This is a genomic window from Asticcacaulis currens, from assembly GCF_028550395.1.
Taxonomy (GTDB): domain Bacteria; phylum Pseudomonadota; class Alphaproteobacteria; order Caulobacterales; family Caulobacteraceae; genus Asticcacaulis; species Asticcacaulis currens.
Window position 1 is genome coordinate 34,621 of record NZ_JAQQKW010000010.1, and the last position, 18,123, is coordinate 52,743.

The 18,123-nt window shown below is 60.5% G+C and carries 14 protein-coding genes; 5 read left to right on the forward strand and 9 right to left on the reverse strand.

What is annotated here, in order from left to right; genetic code table 11:
- Positions 1 to 665: 665 nt before the first annotated feature.
- From PQU94_RS15065 to PQU94_RS15075, 3 genes are all read right to left on the reverse strand, one after another.
- A complete protein-coding gene (locus PQU94_RS15065; protein WP_272742257.1) occupies positions 666 to 1,871 on the reverse strand; it encodes a tyrosine-type recombinase/integrase in 1,206 nt (401 codons plus the stop codon).
- A gap of 399 nt (positions 1,872 to 2,270) precedes the next feature.
- Positions 2,271 to 3,002: a CVNH domain-containing protein gene (locus PQU94_RS15070; RefSeq protein ID WP_272742258.1), complete on the reverse strand. Its 732-nt coding sequence runs from the start codon at positions 3,000 to 3,002 to the stop codon at positions 2,271 to 2,273.
- A 96-nt stretch (positions 3,003 to 3,098) separates the two neighbouring features.
- The gene (locus PQU94_RS15075; protein ID WP_272742259.1) at positions 3,099 to 3,863 is read right to left on the reverse strand and encodes an EF-hand domain-containing protein; all 765 of its coding nucleotides are present in this window, start codon (positions 3,861 to 3,863) and stop codon (positions 3,099 to 3,101) included.
- Between the two features lie 312 nt (positions 3,864 to 4,175).
- Here PQU94_RS15075 and PQU94_RS15080 point away from each other — a divergent pair, with 312 nt between their 5' ends.
- A complete protein-coding gene (locus PQU94_RS15080) occupies positions 4,176 to 4,901 on the forward strand; it encodes an EF-hand domain-containing protein (protein WP_272742260.1) in 726 nt (241 codons plus the stop codon).
- A gap of 257 nt (positions 4,902 to 5,158) precedes the next feature.
- Complete coding sequence (locus tag PQU94_RS15085; RefSeq protein ID WP_272742261.1) at positions 5,159 to 5,914, forward strand: prephenate dehydrogenase/arogenate dehydrogenase family protein; 756 nt, start codon at positions 5,159 to 5,161, stop codon at positions 5,912 to 5,914.
- 214 nt (positions 5,915 to 6,128) lie between these two features.
- On the opposite strand, the gene PQU94_RS15090 is transcribed toward PQU94_RS15085, so the two are convergent.
- Entirely contained in the window at positions 6,129 to 7,955 is a 1,827-nt protein-coding gene (locus PQU94_RS15090) for a cation:proton antiporter domain-containing protein (protein WP_303651484.1), read from the reverse strand.
- 186 nt (positions 7,956 to 8,141) lie between these two features.
- Here PQU94_RS15090 and PQU94_RS15095 point away from each other — a divergent pair, with 186 nt between their 5' ends.
- Positions 8,142 to 10,271 carry a M13 family metallopeptidase gene (locus tag PQU94_RS15095; RefSeq protein ID WP_272742262.1) on the forward strand — a complete coding sequence of 710 codons (2,130 nt, stop codon included), beginning with the start codon at positions 8,142 to 8,144 and terminating at the stop codon, positions 10,269 to 10,271.
- A 64-nt stretch (positions 10,272 to 10,335) separates the two neighbouring features.
- Here the strand turns inward: PQU94_RS15095 and PQU94_RS15100 are convergent, their stop codons facing one another.
- A complete protein-coding gene (locus PQU94_RS15100; protein WP_272742263.1) occupies positions 10,336 to 10,572 on the reverse strand; it encodes a hypothetical protein in 237 nt (78 codons plus the stop codon).
- 286 nt (positions 10,573 to 10,858) lie between these two features.
- Here PQU94_RS15100 and PQU94_RS15105 point away from each other — a divergent pair, with 286 nt between their 5' ends.
- Positions 10,859 to 11,473, forward strand: coding sequence for a TetR/AcrR family transcriptional regulator (locus tag PQU94_RS15105; RefSeq protein ID WP_272742264.1), 615 nt, complete (start codon positions 10,859 to 10,861; stop codon positions 11,471 to 11,473).
- Between the two features lie 314 nt (positions 11,474 to 11,787).
- On the opposite strand, the gene hisS is transcribed toward PQU94_RS15105, so the two are convergent.
- From hisS to ubiG, 4 genes are all read right to left on the reverse strand, one after another.
- Entirely contained in the window at positions 11,788 to 13,287 is a 1,500-nt protein-coding gene (gene hisS, locus PQU94_RS15110; protein WP_272742265.1) for a histidine--tRNA ligase, read from the reverse strand.
- A 108-nt stretch (positions 13,288 to 13,395) separates the two neighbouring features.
- Positions 13,396 to 14,352 (reverse strand): DUF4167 domain-containing protein, encoded by a 957-nt coding sequence (locus PQU94_RS15115; protein ID WP_272742266.1) that lies wholly within the window; start codon positions 14,350 to 14,352, stop codon positions 13,396 to 13,398.
- A gap of 374 nt (positions 14,353 to 14,726) precedes the next feature.
- Positions 14,727 to 15,596, reverse strand: a complete 870-nt coding sequence (gene prmC, locus PQU94_RS15120; RefSeq protein ID WP_272742267.1) for a peptide chain release factor N(5)-glutamine methyltransferase — start codon at positions 15,594 to 15,596, stop codon at positions 14,727 to 14,729.
- A 68-nt stretch (positions 15,597 to 15,664) separates the two neighbouring features.
- On the reverse strand, positions 15,665 to 16,423 hold the full coding sequence (gene ubiG, locus PQU94_RS15125) for a bifunctional 2-polyprenyl-6-hydroxyphenol methylase/3-demethylubiquinol 3-O-methyltransferase UbiG (protein ID WP_409648228.1): 759 nt from the start codon (positions 16,421 to 16,423) through the stop codon (positions 15,665 to 15,667).
- A gap of 341 nt (positions 16,424 to 16,764) precedes the next feature.
- Between ubiG and PQU94_RS15130 the strand changes: the two genes are divergently transcribed.
- Positions 16,765 to 18,021: an aspartate kinase gene (locus PQU94_RS15130; RefSeq protein ID WP_272742269.1), complete on the forward strand. Its 1,257-nt coding sequence runs from the start codon at positions 16,765 to 16,767 to the stop codon at positions 18,019 to 18,021.
- Positions 18,022 to 18,123 lie beyond the last annotated feature (102 nt).

Here is an 18,123-nt window from a genome sequence, read left to right on the forward strand (position 1 = left end):
ACTGGACACGTAGCCTAATGCGGTGGGCCTCACACCTTTAATCATTCCTAAGCAGGCATACGTGAACGCCCAGATTTGATCGCTCACCGTGGGAGGGTTCTGACTACAGTCTATCAGCAGCACATCACACCCCCGATTACATAATACACAGAGTCCCCCGCGCCGCTCGCGAAACACAACTCGGCTGTACTCACAGAGATGAAATGACGAATCGAGGAGCGGAAAACAACATGAGGTCGGCATGCATCGGTTGGCCGCAACTTTCAACCCTGTTCTAACCCGGACGCCATCACAGGTAGCATTTAACTTCGAATTCATAAAGTATCCAAATTACCCGCTAAGCATCCGCTGTTTCCTTGTGATAGATGACGAGAACCTCCCGGAAATGACCCCATCTGAGGTTAGCCGAACCTGGCGATAATTCCACTGGGCCAAGCCAAGACTTAGGAAGCCGCCGGGTGGCGCGACAGAGCAAGCAAAGAGCCCGGAGCACATCGCCGTACTGATAAACTGCCGGGGTGTGTCCTTTGATTTGGCAAGCCTTAAGTATTTCCGCTTTGTAGGCTCGCTTCGGTTTTCCGCTTCGGCCTTCCCTGTTGCTTTCGAGATCGCCGCCAAACATCGATAAAGATTAGCAGTTAGCGGCGGGAAGTGAACCACCCTGATCAACTCCTTCGGCAGTTCAAATAGCCCTCCCAGGTGTCCATAAGCCTCCGCCGCTTTTCGAGTGCATCCCCGCGGCGATAAGCGCGCTCGGTCATATCGCCCACAGTGTGAGCCAACGCCGCCTCGGCGATCTCACGAGCGAAGTCCGTTTCTTCGCCGCACCAGTCACGGAACGCCGAGCGGAAGCCATGCGGCGTAAAGTGGCCTTTTTCCATCCGACGCAGTTGCATGGTCAGTGACATGACCGACAACTGACCTGCCGTCGCTCCCCGAAACACAAAGCCTGTGGCTTTCGGCTGTTCACTATCGGAGGTCAAAAGCGATAGGAGCCGAACGGAGTCGAGTATTTCAATGGCTCGCTCGGTCAGTGGTACTCTGTGTTCACGCCCGGCCTTCATCCGTCTGGCTGGGACCGTCCAGACCTTTGCGTCAAGGTCCACCTCTTCCCACGTCATCCCCAAGACTTCGCCGGATCGCGCCGCACACAGGATGAGAAACTCCAGGGCAAGGGCCGACATATTTTCCCGCTGGCGCAAGTCCTGAACAAATGCTGGCACCTCTGAGTAGGGCATCGCCGCATGGTGACCGCGCGTTAGCTTATGTCGTTTCGGCAGCAGGTGATCAAGGTGGCCTTTCCAGCGGGCCGGATTAGCTCTGGAACGGAGCCCCTTCGCGGCGGCGGCGTCAAGCACCCTTTCAACCCGGCCTCTCAAACGCGATGCCGTCTCCGGTATGGTGTGCCAGATCGGCTTGAGGACCTTGAGAACATCTTGCGTGTCGATATCATTGACCGGCATTTCCCAGAGAGGCTTGCAGTATTCACGTAGCGTGTACCGCCATTGTGCCCGGTGTTTGTCGTTTCGCCATTGCAACTCTATGTCTGACAGCATTTGCTCCGCAAATACGCCGAAGGCAGGCTTTTCACGCTTGGCTTCCTCCTCCGCACGTCGCACGGCTAAGGGGTCCTGAGGGTTGGTCCGGTCCTTAAGGAGCCTCAGAGCATCCCTCGCGGCTTCTCTCGCATCGGCCAGCCCTATGGCCGGGAACGGCCCCAACCCCATTTCTTTCTGCGAGCCATTCCAGCGATAGATAAATAGCCACGATTTGCCCCCTGTCTTCGTGACCTGAAGGTACAGATTGTTTCCGTCTGAGTACCGGCCCGGCACGTTGAGAGCCTCAATCCGCTTCGTCGTAAAGGTCGCCATTCGTCATTCCCCTAATCTCACCCCAGCACTGACCCCAGCGGGAGCCAAAATTAGCCGGGAACCCAGATGGATGATTTCGGACGAATTGAATCACTTTCTACAAATAAATCAACGCACTCTCATACGAACTTAGACGACGCTGGACGCACTTCAAAAGGACTCTCTGTCCGCCATTATTTTCCCATTATCGGTTCAAATATCCAAGCTGCGGGTGGCTGCGGATCAGCTTCGTACCGCGCGTGGGCGGCATCGTCCTGCTGGTCATTTATTGCCTGAAAGGCATGGAGGGCCCCAACTTGTACGACGGTGGTCCGACCACGGCGCAGATCGCAGACACCTTCCAATAACAGGCGAGGCCGGGACAAAAGCCCCGGCCTCTTTTTTGACCTCAGTCCGGCATTACCAGTTGCGGCAGACCAGATTGCCGTTGCTGTTTTCCACCTGACTGCCGTTGCAATCGCTCAAGGACAGGGCCGTCAGGCGATAATCGCCCCATTTGTCACGGCAACGGGCCGTCAGACGGTCCCCCTGCAGGGAAATATCGCGGCAGGTATCGCGGTAATTGCCTGACGGCAGACGCCCGCCGCTATAGCCCGCGCCTTCGCATTGCAGGGTCCCGTTGAGATTTTCGACGCGACCGCCGCGACATTCACGCAAACGCAGGTCGGTGTAGTTATAGCCGCCTTCGCGCATCCGGCAGCGCGCCGTCAGGCGATCACCCTGCACCCGGATATCGCGGCAGGTCTGGAGATAGTTGCCGTCGGGCAGGCGGTCGTCGTTCCAGCCGCCGCCTCCGCCCCAGTTGCCACCCCAGTCACCGCCGCCCCGGCCGCCTTCGCAACGCAGGGTGCCGCGGTCATTTTCGACCGAGCCGCCGCGGCAATCGCGCAGCGAAAGCGTCGAATAGTTATAGTAGCCGCTCTTGGCGCGGCAGCGCGCGGACAGGACGTCTCCGCGAATTTCGATATCGCGGCAGCTTTCGCGATAGGAGCCGGCGGGCAACCCGCCCCAGCGGCGATCATCGTCGCGGTCCTGCCAGCGACCGCTGGCATAGCTGTCCTGAGCAGAGGCAGCCCCGGCAGACAGGCCACAGACCAGTGCAAGGGCGAAAAGGGTAAGAAGACGGCGCATGGGTTTCTCTCCGTGTGGTGAGGCCATCTAGCGCCCGTCTTTCTGAACCGTAGCTGAACAGCCGAACAGGTAGGTCTTCTACCTGCCCGCAGCGGATCAGGCCGCGACCGACACGGATGTCTGGCTTTGCACCTGATCCGCCAGTACCCTGGTCATGGATTGTATCCATTGAGTCGTCAGAGCCGCCAGCCTGGCCGCCGTGCCCTCATCGACGGTCGTACCTGTCGCCGACGACGCGGTGTCTTCGCTTTCAGAGGTCTGAGCGAACGCCTCCATAGGCGGAGGCGGCGGGCCTTCGGCGCGCCTCTTTTCATCAAAGGTCGATTTTTCGCTCTCGGTGACCGAGCCGTCGCCATCCGCATCCATCTTTGAGAAGAGTTCAGTGAGGCGCGCGGTTTTGTCGGTGTCTTCCGTATCTTCGGTTTCATCGCTCTCAGACGACGCCAGCATCTCATCGAGACTGACCGTGCCGTCCTGATTGGTGTCGAGTGCGTCGAAACGCATCGGTTTCTGACCACCACCCCCTCCGGCCGCGCCACCGGGCGGCGGGCCCATGGGCCGATCCTGCCCGCCTTCCTGAGCCTGCAACATGCCGCTCATGGTTTGTGACGACATCTGGCTCTGGAAGACACTCAGGCCTTCCTCTTCGCTTACCGAGCCATCGCTGTTGCTGTCCATACGGGCAAAGCGTTCAGCGATTTTCGCACTGTCTTCTGTGCCGCCCCTACCCTTCGTCTTTTCGCTGGCGGAGGCGGTCATCTCCTCCAGCGTTATTCCGCCGTCGCTGTTTGCGTCGATCTTCGAAAACATCTTCGCGTGCATTTGCGACATAGCGGAGGCCGACATAGATCCAATCTGCATCTGTCATCTCCGTTCAAGTACTTGCCTCTAATGACAAGTGCCAAAACGGAAGCAATTCCTTATTAACAAAGCATTTATTTAATAACAATTTCAATGACTTGCATAATTTGTCACAATTTTGCCTTATTCAATGCTTTCGGACCCACTTTCACTACACCCATTACACAAATCCCGACAAATTTTCCGTCAGGCAAAAACGCCTGATCGCAGGGGCGCTAAATTTTCCCCTTGCATGTCAGTCACGCCATAATCACACCATCTAAAAATCACATAGAGACCCGACAACAGACCCAAATCGGCGGAACCAGAGTCATGACCTTCAAAAAAATTTCCCTTTGCGGCCTTCTGATCGCTTGTCTCGCCCCTTCGGCCATGGCTCAGCCCCCGCGTTCCGCCCCGCCGCCGACCGGCGAAGCGCCGCCAGAAACGCCCAGTGGTCGCACCGTCGGACAGGCCGTCTTCTTCAGTCCGTCGGGCGAAGTGTTCAAGGCCCCGCTAAAAGACCCCTACCCGGTCGTGCTGTGGTTCAACGGCGCCGACACCAATAAGGACGGGGCTCTGAGTCCGGATGAGTTTCTGGCCGACGCCATGCGCTTTTTTGCCATCGTGGACCGCGACGGCCGGGGGGTGATCACCTCGCAGGACAATACCTATTACGAAACCGAGCTGGCCCCCGAAATCACCGGCTTCAGCCCGCTGGTGGCGCAGCCCAGAAACCCGCGTACCACCGATGAGGATGGCGACAAGACCGGGGCGGCCAACCGCTATATCAAGAGCGTGCAGGGCGCGGCGCAGTTCAGTCTGATCAATGAGCCGCAGCCCATCCGTGCCGCCGACGCCAATTTTGACTATCGCATCACGATCGAGGAATGGACCCGCGCCACGTCGCAGCGCTTCCGACTGCTGGACGCCAACAAGGACGGCAAGCTGACCCTGGATGAGTTGCCCAAAACACCTCTGCAAAAAGGGCTGGAACAACGCGCCGCCGAACGCGAAAAGGACCAGAAGAAAAAAGGCGGCCTGTTCGGCGGCTGGTAAGACGTTTTAAAATCAAACGTTTAGTATTATTTGAAACAGGTTGCCATGTTGTTGCATTGGCAACCTGTTTCATTTGTGTCACAAGAAACTTTCCAGCAAATTTTTGCGAAACTGTGCAAAATTATTGCGGTTAGCGCGCATAAAAAAGCAAATTCCATCTAATTACACCCCTTAAGCGCGTTTATTCTCGCCGCCCCTGTCGGAACATGCTAACTGCCCTGCCTTCCAAAAGACCGGAACGATAAGTGGCGAAGACAGTGAAACAGGTTCATAAACTCGGATTGTTCGGGCTGGGGGCCTTCGGGCGGCTGATTGTCCGACATCTCGCCCCCTATTTCGACATTCTGGCCTGTGACCCGTCGCCCGAGGCCAGGGCCTACGCCAAACGCCACAATGTCTCACTGGTCTCGCTCGAAGAGGCAGCCGCCTGTCAGGTGGTGATCCTCGCCACGCCGATCCGCACCCTGAAAGACCTGGCTGCGAAGATCGCGCCGCATGTGCCGCTCAATGGTCTGGTCATCGACGTCGGCTCGGTCAAGGTCAAGCCGGCCGCGTGGCTTCAGGAGGCCCTGCCGCCGCAGGTGTCGATCCTGTGCACCCACCCGTTGTTCGGACCGCAATCGGCGCGCTATGGCATACACGATATGGAAATCGTCGTGTGTCCGGTGCGCGTGCGGCACCTGACACCAATCGTGCGCTTTCTGGAAAAGACGCTTGATCTGAAAGTGTCGATGGCGACACCCGAAATCCACGATCGCGCCCTCGCCGCGGTGCAGGGCCTGACGCACATGATCGCCAAGGTCCTGAGCGGCCTTGAGCCCCTGCCGCGCGTCCATACCACGCGCTCCTACGACCTGATGATGCAGGGCGTGGGGCTGGTCCAGGGCGATTCGGATGAGTTGTTTATGTCGATCGAGCGCGATAATCCGTTTGCGTCCGAAATCCGCAAGCGCTTCTTTGCCGAGATCGACAGCCTGCGTGAGCGGCTGGAAGCGCACCGTCAAGCGGATTGATCGCTGCCTTACCCGCAGCCGCGCGCCTAAGCTTCGCTAGAGAAGGTCAGGTTTTGCGTTCCGTGCGATCACATCTTCCGCTGACATCCGGAAATAGGTTACATCAGGTGCCGAAAAAGCAGCGACCAATTGCGCTCGAAGCGCGGTAAAGGCTGCGTCTGTCAGGTCCACCCTCTCTTCGTCGCTCCATTCGCCGTTACAATCACTCATCTCCCTACCCCTCCACCGCCTTGATACTGCGTTTGGTAGTACGCAGGATACGCGGGACGCGGCCGTCGGGGGCGTATTTGAGCAGGTCCTGACGGAACTCGTCGCGCTTTTCGTGCACGGAGGCCAGCACCAGCCCCATCGGTACGCCCAGATCGACCAGCGTGTTTTCCGCCAGTTGCAGCGAGGCCTCGATGGTTTCAGGCACCGCGTCGGTCACCCCCAGTTCGTAGAGTTTTTCCGCGTGACCGGCATCCTTGGCACGGACGATCAGACCGACATCCTGACGTACCTGACGCACGGCGGTCACTACGGCGTCGGTGAAGGTCGCATTCGACACGGTCACCACCACCGCACGCACATTGTCCACGCCCATACGGTGCAGCATATCGACGTGCGAGGCGTCGCCATACCAGGCTTCGACACCGTCCTTACGCGCCCGTGACGCCACCCGTGCATTGGCGTCAATCACCGCAAAGGATATGTCGTGCCGACGCAGCATGTCCGCCACCAGCTCACCCACACGGCCGTAGCCGACCACCAGCACATCAACCTGCTCAGAGACATGGGCCGGCGCGACGCTGGTGGCCGTTTCGGCCGTCGTCGTCTTGCGATTTAAACGCGCTCCGACCCCGGCCAGAAGAGGCACCAGGAACATGCTGACAATGGCCGAAACAATAACCGCGTGACCAAAGCCGACGGGCACCAGCTTGCGCCCCACCGCTTCGTCGATAATTACGAAGGCGAATTCCCCTGCGGGTGCCAGTACCAGCGCCGCCTCCAGCGCCCCGCGCCAGCTCAGGCCGAAGCCGCGCGCCAGCGGTGTGACCACAGCCACCTTCAGTACGATCAGGCCGAGCGTCAGGCCCAGCACCAGTACCGGCTCGGACATCACGGCCGCAAAGTCGAGACGCGCCCCCACGGTAACGAAGAACAGGCCCAGCAACAGGCCCTTGAAGGGCTCCACCATCATTTCGATTTCGCGCCGGTACTCGGTTTCGGCCAGCAGCACCCCGGCGATAAAGGCCCCCAGCCCCATGCTTAAGCCCGCCCAGACCGCCAGTTGCCCGGACACCAGTACGACAAGGAAGCAGGCGGCCATGAAAAGCTCGGCGCTCTTGGCCATGGCTGCCGAACGGAACAGGGGGCGCATCAGAAGACGCCCGCCCACCACCAGCAGCGCCATGGCCACCACCGCCGGAATGAGGGTCAGAAGTCCGCTGATGCCGAAGGACTCGCCCCCGGACGCCAGCACCACCACCGTGATCAGTATGGGCGCGACGGCCAGATCCTGCGCCAGCAAAACGGCAAACACGCTGCGGCCGGTCGGGGAATTGAGACGTTTACGCTCGGCCAGAACGGGCATGACCATGGCCGTGGACGACAGGGCCAGCCCCATCGCCACGGCGACTGCGCCGCCAAGGCTGTGGCCGATCAGCAGAAACAGGCCGGTCAGCACCGCCGCGCTGAAGACGATCTGCGATACCCCCAGCCCGAAGACCATCCGCCGCAACGCCTTCAGACGTTCCCAGGTCAGTTCCAGCCCGATGGAGAACAGCAGAAAGACGACACCCAGTTCCGCCAGTTGGTGGACGTCCTGCGTCTGGGAGATCGTGAAAACCGAGAGGAAGGGGATCGTATCTTCCAGCCGCCCCAGACCGAACGGCCCCAGCAGCGCGCCCACCAGCAGGAAACCCAGAACCGGCGATACGCGAAAGCGCAGGAAGAAGGGCACGAACACCGCTGCCGCAATGAGAAAGGCGATCCCCGACGACGATGTGCCGGCGTGCGCCACGTGTTGCGCGCTGCCCTCAGGCAGCAGATTCGTCACCAAGGCGAGTTCCCCTCCATACAGACAAACGAATTTCCCCTGTCCGGCAAGGTGACCCATGCCACGCAATTATGAAAGAAAATTTATGAGACGCCGCCCAAAAAATGCGCCATGGTGCCGCTTTGTTGCAAATGAACCCATCTGCCAATCAAAAAACCGCAACCGCTTCCCCAATCCCCGGAAAAGACCATGCGTAAATCCATACTGCTGACCACTGCCCTTTCCCTCAGCCTCTTTGCCGCCGCCGCGCAGGCCGATGAGCGCGCCTGCCTCGACGCGCACTGCTTCCAGCAGAGCCTTTCGGCGCTGGACGCACTGGGCCTGAATGGTGACACCCTGACGGGCGGCGACACCGGCTCTGACTCGACCGTGGCGCAGACCTTCGGCACCTGGGGCTTTGACGTAAAGGGCATGGATACCTCGGTCAATCCGGGTGACAACTTCTTCCGCTACGCCAATGGCAAGGCCATCGACGCCATCGTCATCCCGGCAGACCGCACCTCCTACGGGGCGTTCGTGGCGCTGCGCAACCTGTCCGACAACCGCCTGAAGGCGATCATCGACGAGCTGGCCACCAAGCCGAACCTGAGCGGCGACGAAAAGAAGATCGCCGACCTCTATAATTCGATGATGGATGTAAGCACGCGCAATGCGCTCGACATCGCGCCGCTGGCCCCCACCCTGACCAAAATCCGCGCCATCAAGACCAAGTCGGAAATGGCCGCCTATATGGGCAGCGTCATGGGGCAGTTCGGTTCGGCGATCTTCGCCCCGGCCATCTATGACGACCAGAAGAACCCCAATATCAACATCCTCTACATGTATCAGTCGGGCCTGACCCTGCCGGACCGCAACTACTATCTGGAGGACAATTTCAAGGAAAAGAAGGCGCTCTACGAAGCCTATGTCACCGACGTCCTGCGCATGGTCGGCTATCCCGACGCGGCCAAGACGGCCAAGGACATCGTGGCCTTTGAAACCGAGATCGCCAAGGTATCGTGGACGCGCATCGAAAGCCGCGACGACGACAAGACCTATAACCCGATGACGGCCAAAGAAATCGCCGCTTTCGCGCCGGGCTTCGACTTCCCGACCTTCTTCAAGGCCTCGAAACTCGACAAGGCCAAGAAGATCGTCGTCGCGCAGAACACGGCCTTCCCGAAGATCGCCAAGGTCTATGCCGACACGCCGCTGGAAACGATCAAGGCCTGGCAGACCTTCAAAACGGTCAACGAAGCCGCGCCGTACCTGTCTGAGCGCTTCTCGACCCGCGCCTGGGAATTCAATTCGCGCGACCTGTCCGGCGCCAAGGCCCAGCGTCCGCTGTGGAAACGCTCGATCTCGGTGACCGAAGGCTCTCTGGGTGAAGCGCTGGGCAAGGCCTATGTCGAACGCTACTTCCCCGCCGAATCCAAGTCGATGATGGAAAAGCTGGTCGCCGACCTGAAGACCGCCATGGGCAAGCGCATCGACGGCCTCGACTGGATGAGCGCCGAAACCAAGGCCAAGGCGCACGAAAAGCTCGGCAAGTTCGGCGTTAAGATCGGCTATCCGGACAAGTGGAAGGACTATTCGGCGCTGGAGATCAAGGCGGGCGATCTGTTCGGTAACGTCACGCGCTCGGCGCAGTTCGAATGGGCCGACAGCCTGAACAAGCTGGACAAGCCGGTCGATCCGCTGGAATGGGGTATGACGCCGCAGACGGTCAACGCCTACTACTCGCCGACCCGCAACGAAATCGTCTTCCCGGCCGCCATCCTGCAACCGCCCTTCTTCGACCCGAAGGCCGATGCGGCGGTCAATTATGGTGCCATCGGCGGCGTGATCGGCCACGAAATCACCCACGGCTTCGACGATCAGGGCCGCAAGTCGGACGGCGACGGCATCCTGCGCGACTGGTGGACGGCAGAAGACGCCGCCAAGTTCGACGCCAAGGCCAAGATCTATGGCGAACAGTACGACACCTATGAGCCGGTTCCGGGTGCCAAGGTGCAGGGCGGTCTGACCATGGGCGAAAACATCGCCGATCTGGGGGGCGTGCAGATGGGCCTGACTGCCTATCGTCTGTCGCACCCGGACGGTGGCCCGGTGCTGGACGGCTTCACCGGCGATCAGCGCGTCTTCCTGGGCTTTGCCGGCGTCTGGGCCTCGAAGTACCGCGAGGACGCCATCCGTCAGCAGGTGGTGTCTGACCCGCACTCGCCGGCGGAATTCCGCGTCATCGGGCCGATGCGCAATATCGACGACTGGTACAAGGCCTTCGGCGTCACCAGCGGCAAGTACTACCTGAAGCCGGAAGATCGCGTCCGCATCTGGTAAGCGTAAGCTGTGCCCGCTTCAAAGCCCTTCGGTTCACACCGGAGGGCTTTTTTCTGCCCGGTGATCAGTCCTCCTTGGGGAAACAGATGCCCGCAATGCGCACCACCGCGCCGATGGCCAGCAGGAAGCCGCCGATCTCGGCCTGATGCGCGTAACGCGTAAAGTGACCGGCCATTTCATCGGCGTAGGAGACGCCGTGCTGTAACTGACCCAGCACAATGTAGATCATCACCAGCGGCGCAAAGGCCAGCGCACCACCCAGCACCATCATTGTGCGTGAAGACGATTTAAAACGAACCATGACGAACACCCTTCGCCTGAATATCCGCGCCCTGAACAACCCGCGCGTGGGGTAGAAATCTGATGAGGTATGGGCGGAACCGGGGGACACCGGCCCCGCCCTTTCCCCTCCGGAGCGGAACTCCGCCCCCGGAGTATTCCGATCCGATCCATGAACAGCGCTTTCGCGTGGGGACATGATGTGCTATGAACGCCGTTCACAATTGTGTTGTTGCATAGATTTGAACATTGTTCAATATTAAAAATGAACGACGTTCAAATTTTTAATCCGTCAGGTTCCGAGTAGAATGTCTGTTGCCCCCTCCGCCATGACCCGCCGCCGCGAAGCCCAGTTCGAAGCGCTTATGCAATCCGCCGAAAAACGGATCTGCGAAGAGGGCGTGGGGGCTTTGAAAGCGCGTGACCTGGCGGCAGATATCGGCGTCGCGCTGGGGGGGCTTTATAATATCGTCGCCGATATGGACGATCTGATGCTGCGGCTGGCGCAACGCACCATGGGGCGGCTGGATGCGGCACTGGAGGCCGGCGCCGTCTCAGCCGCAGCAGAACAGCCGGCGGAGGTGCTGGAGGCGATCGCGCTGGCCTATTACGATTTTGCACGGCAAAATCTTCAGCTCTGGCGCGCCCTGTTCGAAATGCGGCTGAAAAACCCGGCCCTGCCCGAATGGAATATCCAAGCCCAGCTTGGGCTGTTTCGCCACATGAATGCACCTATGGCGGCGCTGATGCCCGCTTCGTCAGAGGCCGAGCGCGTACTGGTGGCGCGCACCCTGTTTTCCGCCGTGCACGGCATTGTGGCCGTCGGTCTGGAAGAGCGGCTGATCGCCGTGCCGCCACAGGCTCTCGCCCAGCAAATCTGCTGGCTGGTGCGTGCCGCGTGTAAGGACCTTAAGGAAAACTGACGCCGGCGTCAAAACGGGCGCACGCCCGTCCTGGAAACGGCAAACGAAAAGAGGCCCGGCATGGGGGATAAACAATGCCGGGCCTCTTTCCTTGTTAAGCAGGCGTTTCCTCCCCGAAACGCCGGGAACTGACTTCATCTCTCTGGCGAAGTTCCGTTCTCTTGAGACGGAGAAAACAGTTTTTTTGGGGCTGTGTCAACGCTTTTATCGCCCTGCGTCAAAAATAATTTTGTCGAACACGGTTTTGTCAAAAAACCGTAAAGAGCGTTAATTTTTCTGACAGCGATGTCACGCTTGACGTTTGGGAAACTTTTTCACGAATTCACAATGGATTTCAGATGGTTGATAGCCTCTGCGCGCGGCAAAGTGACCTGCCCCGGCCGCGCTTCGCGCCATTCCTTATTATCCGTAATTTGACTCGCCAAGAGCCGTCCCTGATCGAGATCCTTGATCGTAACGGTATTATTTGCCAGTTCGTCACCGCCCAGCATGACAACGGCTGGGGATAAGCGCCGGTCGGCGTACTTCATTTGCGCCTTCATGCCCGAACGACCGAGGTAAACCTCAACCGCCAGACCTGCCGCACGGATGTCCGCCGCCAGACGGAAATATTCGCCCATGTCCGATTCGGAGAAGGCGATGATCACGATGGGCCCGCGCACGGCCTGAATCGCGCCCTCTTCGGCCAAGGCCAGAGCCGCCGCCAGACGCGAAACGCCGAACGAGAAGCCGGTCGCCGGGACGCGCTCACCCGTGAAGCGCGCGACAAGATCGTCATAGCGCCCGCCGCCCCCGACCGAGCCGAAGCGCACGAGGTTGCCCTTCTCGTCGCGGGTTTCCATCAGCAGTTCGGCCTCGAACACCGGGCCGGTATAGTATTCCAGCCCGCGCACGATGGACGGATCGAAAATGGCTTCGGCCTCTGACACGCCCAGCCCGGTCAGCGCCGTCGAAATGCGCGACAGGTCCTCAAGACCCGCCTGCCCTTCCGCGGACTCGCTCAACACCGCGGCCAGCTTTTCGAGCACCGCCCCGCGTTCAGCCTGACCGCCCGCACTGTCGCGGCCCGCGGCCACAAAGCCCAGCACCGCCGCAATGGCCTTGTCGCTCAGACCCGCGCCCTTGGTGAAGTCGCCCGACTCGTCCTTGCGCCCGCCGCCCAGCAGCAGCTCGACGCCTTCCAGGCCCAGCCGGTCCAGCTTGTCAATGGCGCGCAGCACGCCCATCTGCTGCGCCGGAGAGTCGGCCCCCAGCGCGCTCAAGAGGCCATTAAGCAGCTTGCGGTTATTGATCTTGAGCACGGTCGGCAGCGCATTGGCGCGGAACCCGGCCACGGCCAGGGCGATGATTTCCGCATCGGCTTCCGGGCGGTCGGTGCCCACCGTATCGGCATCGCACTGCATGAATTCGCGCAGACGGCCCGGCCCCGGCTTTTCATTGCGCCACACCGGCCCGAAGGCGTAACGACGGAAGGGCTTGGGCAGGGTGTCCCAGTTCTGCGCCGCAAAGCGGGCCAGCGGGGCGGTGTGATCGTAACGCAGCGCCATCCACTGATCATCGTCGTCCTGCAACGAGAAGACGCCGACATTGGGACGATCGGCGTCGGGCAGGAATTTGCCCAGCGCGTCGGCATATTCAAAGGCCGAGGTTTGCAGCGCTTCGAAGCCAAAGGACTCATAGACTTCCGAAACCCTGGCGATCAGACGGCGTTCGACCGCGATCTGTGAGGCGCGTTTGTCGGCAAAGCCGCGCGGCGCGCGCGCTTCAGGACGAAATTCGGTAAATTCAGCGGAGTTGGGGGCGTTTTCAGTCATGCTGCGCGATTAAAGCAAACTAGGGACAGAGACAAGGGAGGAGTGCGTTACGAAAAAGCGCCCCGGAGGGTCCGGAGCGCTTGTGATCGTGAAACGTGACGCGGTGGGTTACGCCTCGGCCTCTTCCGACTTCTTGCGGCGGGTGCGACGCTTGGGCGCTTCGCCCTCTTCCGCTACCGTTTCCGGGACTTCGGCGGCGGCCACCGGCACCGGGGCGCGCAGGAAGGCCGGCAGGTGGCTGGTGTCGGCAGCGGCGTCGCTTTCGACCGCACGACGACGGCCACGGCCACGGGCTTCCGGCTGAGCCTCGGCCACAGGCGCTTCGGGCGCGGGCGTGATCGGGGCCGCTTGCGGGGTGACCACGTCAAAGCCCGCCACTTCGGCCGGCGCAGACCCGCCGTTGAGCGGTTCGGTGGAGGCGATCGGACCGGAGGTCACGGAAACCTCCTGCTCGCTCAGGCGTTGCTGACGACGGCGCTCATAGCGTTCACGGCGGCTTTCGCGACGCGGACGGTCGTCACCATTTTCGCCACGCTCGGCATAGATGCGATCCCGGTCGCCACCATTACGGTCGCGGTCACCGCGGTCATTGCGCTCGCCCCTATCTCTGTCACGGTCCCGGTCTCTGTCACGATCGCGGTCGCGATTGCGGTCACGGTCTCTGTCGCGATCCCGGCGGTTGTCATAACGCGGCTGATCGCCCTCGCTGCCCTCGGACTCAGCGGTTTCGCCCTCGGTTTCGGTCGTCTCGACCTCGGTATCGAGGTCCTCATCGAAATCGAAGCCCGTCGAGAACGGGTCGCGTTGAAGGAATTCCGAAACCGGACGCTGCGGCTGCATCTGACGGATCAGGCGGAAATAGTGCTCAGCGTGTTGGAGGTAGTTTTCGGCCAGCACGCGGTCGCCCGACGAATTGGCGTCGCGGGCCAGTTGCTGATACTTTTCGTAGATGGTCTGCGCGTTGCCGCGCACCTTCGCCCCGTCCGGCCCGTTCGATTCGTAGGCGCGATTGGGGTTGTTCTGATTACCAGAGGGCTTGCGATTACGGCTGCGTTGCCGTTTCATACCCCGAAAATCTTTCATGCGATGTAACCGTTTAGGGCAAGGCCCCGCTGAACCTGGTGCGGGGCGAATCTGTTTATGTGCCGCAGGCCCTGTTTGCTGTAATGCCGCAGGGCCCTAAATGAAGTGCCGGATGTGCGTGTGTGGTTGTGCCGTTTTCAGGGGTTCACGCTGTGGCCTGCACCGGGCTTTGCCCCCCTACGCAGGCGCTCAGGTTTCCGCCTATGGGCACAGCGTTTTCGTCTGTGCATGATCCCGGAAGCGGTTAAAACCGTCCGTTAATCCGTCCACGATGGCAGGAGACTTTTCACTGTTAGCGCCAAACCCGCCCGTTTCCAAGAGAAATTTTCGGAAACAGGCGGATTTCAACGGTATATCTATTGCATGACGAGCTTCTGACCGACGACGATGCGCGGCAGGTCGGACAGGTCCTTAAAGGTCACTACGTTGAAAAAGCCCGCCTTTTTCATCAGGTCTTCGACCGCGGCCGATTGATCATAGCCAATTTCCATCCACGCCGTGCCCCCGGCCTTGAGAATGCGGAAGGCTTCCGGGATCATCTCGACATAGGCATCAAGGCCCGATTCGCCGCCATCGAGCGCCAGATGCGGGTCGTGGTCGCGCACTTCGGGGTCAAGCGTCGGGATGACCTCGCTGCGGATATAGGGCGGATTGGAGGCGACAAAATCGAAGCTGGCATCCGCGAGCCCCGCGCCCCACGAGGTGCGCAGGAAGGCCGCGCGCCCGTCGAGGCCGAGATTGGCCGCATTGTCGCGCGCCACGGCCAAAGCCTCTTCGGAGACGTCGGTGCCCAGCCCCTTGGCCGCCGGACGCTCAGACAGGACCGACAGCAGGATGGCCCCGGAGCCGACGCCGAGGTCGGCCAGCGTGAAGGCCTGCCCCTCCTCCGTCGTCTTGAGGATCATATCGACGATGCACTCCGTCTCCGGACGCGGCACCAGCACGGAGGGCGTCAGGTCGAGCAGCAGCTTCCAGAAGCCCTTTCGGCCCAGAATACGCGCCACCGGCACGCGCCTTTCGCGGCGAGTCAGATAGTCGTCGAGCGTCGCCTTCTGCTCCGCCGTCAGCAGCTTGTACGGATCGGTCAGGATATCGGTGCGCGTATAGCCGGTCGCCGCCTCTAGCAGCAGCCGGGCGTCGATGGCCGGCGAGTCGATATGGGCGGCCTTCAGGCGGGTCTGGGCACCCTTCCAGGCGGAAACAAGAGTCAGGTCAGTGTCGGTCATATGTTTATTCCCCCTCGCCCCGTGTACGGGGAGAGGGCCGGGATGAGGGGAAGGGACGGCGTGCGGAACTACAACAAATCCCGCCGGGCGACGATCATATAGTTGACGGCGGTATCGTTTGAAAGGGCCCAGGTCGCCGTGAAGGGATTGTAGCTCACCCCCACCGCCGGATCGGGCGTCAGGCCGGTGCCTTCAAGGAAGCCTTCGATCTCTTCGGGCTTGAGAAACTTGTTCCAGTCGTGCGTGCCCTTCGGCACCCATTGCAGCACGTATTCCGCGGCCACAATGCCCAGTGCGTGGGCCTTCAGCGTGCGGTTCAGCGTGGCGATGAACAGCAACCCGCCCGGCTTGACCAGAGAGGCGCACGTCTTGAGGAAACTTTCCGGGTCATTGACGTGTTCGATGACCTCCATGGTCAGCACCACATCAAAACCGGACTCTTTGGACGCCACTACCTGCTCGACCGTCTGGGCCAGATAGCGGATATCGAGCCCGACCTCAGCCGCATGGGCCTTCGCCGTGCCGATATTCTTTTCCGAGGCGTCGATACCGGTAACGTCAAAGCCCATGCGCTTCATCGGCTCGGACAACAGGCCGCCCCCACAACCAATGTCGATCAGGCGCAAATCGCCAAAAGGCGCCACCGCGCGCGGATCGCGCAGGAAGTGATCGACGCAGGTGTCGCGGATAAAGCGGACACGGTTGGGATTGAACTTGTGCAGGGGGGCGAACTCACCCTTGGGGTCCCACCACCTGGCCGCCAGAGCCGAAAAGCGTGCCACATCCTCGGCGTCAATGCTCGGCCCGGCGGGGGCGTCGGCGGTCAATTCCGTCTCATTTGCAACTGATTTTGCTTGGTTTTTTGCCGCTTTGGCCATGTCACGCTCCGAAAACAGCCACTCCGGGCAGGGGAATAGCGCAAAAAGCAGCGTCCGTATGCGCTTTTTTCGCAAAAAAGCTTCACAGGCGCGCACACGGGCAGTAAAGCGGGCGCGCATTTTTGCGTACATCCTTGTACTGCTTATACCAAGGGTCATTGAAAATGACTCTTGGTATTCGTTTCGCGAATGTCTTATGCCTTTGATACATATAAGACATTCGCGAGTTTTTTTAATGCCCGGATGCGTCAGCATCTTCGGGCGTTGGTATTAAAGAGAAAGACGGATTAATGACTCGTCTCGTGATGAAGTTCGGCGGCACGTCGATGGCCGACCTCGAACGCATCCGCAGGGCGGCCCGGCTGGTGGCCGCTGAATACGATGCCGGTCACCGCGTCGCGGTCGTTGTGTCGGCCATGTCGGGCAAGACCAACGAGTTGGTCGCCTGGACCGATGGCGCGGGCAAGGCCACAGGCAAGGGTGCCGAAGGCGACGACGAATATGATGTGGTCGTGGCTTCCGGCGAACAGGTGACGGCCGGCCTTCTGGCCATGACGCTGCGCAATATGGGCTATGACGCCCTTTCGATGATGGGCTGGCAGGTGCCGATCCTGACCTCGGACGTGCATGGCAAGGCGCGCATCCTCGACATCCCGCCGGCCAGGCTGGAAACCGCGCTTGATGCCGGTCAGATCGTCGTTGTGCCGGGCTTTCAGGGTGTCACCGAGTCGGGCCGCATCACCACGCTGGGCCGCGGCGGTTCGGACACCTCAGCGGTCGCCGTGGCGGCGGCGGTCAAGGCCATCCGCTGCGACATCTATACCGACGTCGATGGCGTCTATACCACCGACCCGCGCGTCGAATCCAAGGCCCGCCGCCTGAAGAAGATTTCCTTTGAGGAAATGCTGGAAATGGCGTCGCTGGGGGCCAAGGTGCTGCAAACCCGCTCGGTCGAACTGGCCATGGGGCAGCGCGTGCCGGTGCGCGTCCTGTCTTCCTTCGTGGAGCCGGGCGAAAATACTGATCAGGGCACCATCGTGTGCGACGAGGACGAAATCGTGGAAAAGCATATTGTTTCCGGCGTGGCCTTCAGCCGTGATGAAGCCAAGATCACCCTTCTGGGCCTGCCGAACAAGGTCGGCGTCTCCGCAGCGGTCTTCTCGAAACTGGCCGCGGCCAATATCAATGTCGATATGATCGTGCAGTCGGAAAAGCGCTCCGGCGAATACGCCAACCAGCTCTTCACCGTCGGCCGCCGCGACGCCAAGGCTGCCGCCGAAATCATGGAAGCCGCCCGAGCCGAAATCGGCTTTGACGCCATCAAGGTCGATGAAAACGTCGCCAAGGTGTCGATCGTCGGCGTCGGGATGCGCTCGCACACGGGGGTCGCCGAAACCATGTTCCGCGCCCTGTCGGAAAAGGGCATCAATATTCAGGTCATCTCGACCTCGGAAATCAAGATCTCGGTCCTGATCGACGAAGCCTATACCGAACTGGCCGTGCGCGCCCTTCACGCGGCCTACGATCTGGACAAGATCGGACAGTAAGCGCTGTTCGGGTAAGGTAGAAGGCCGCGTGCTTTGAGTACGCGGCTTTTTTCTTTGGGCTCTATGGGTTTGTGCCGATTTGTTTCCGCGTTGTGACCGCGT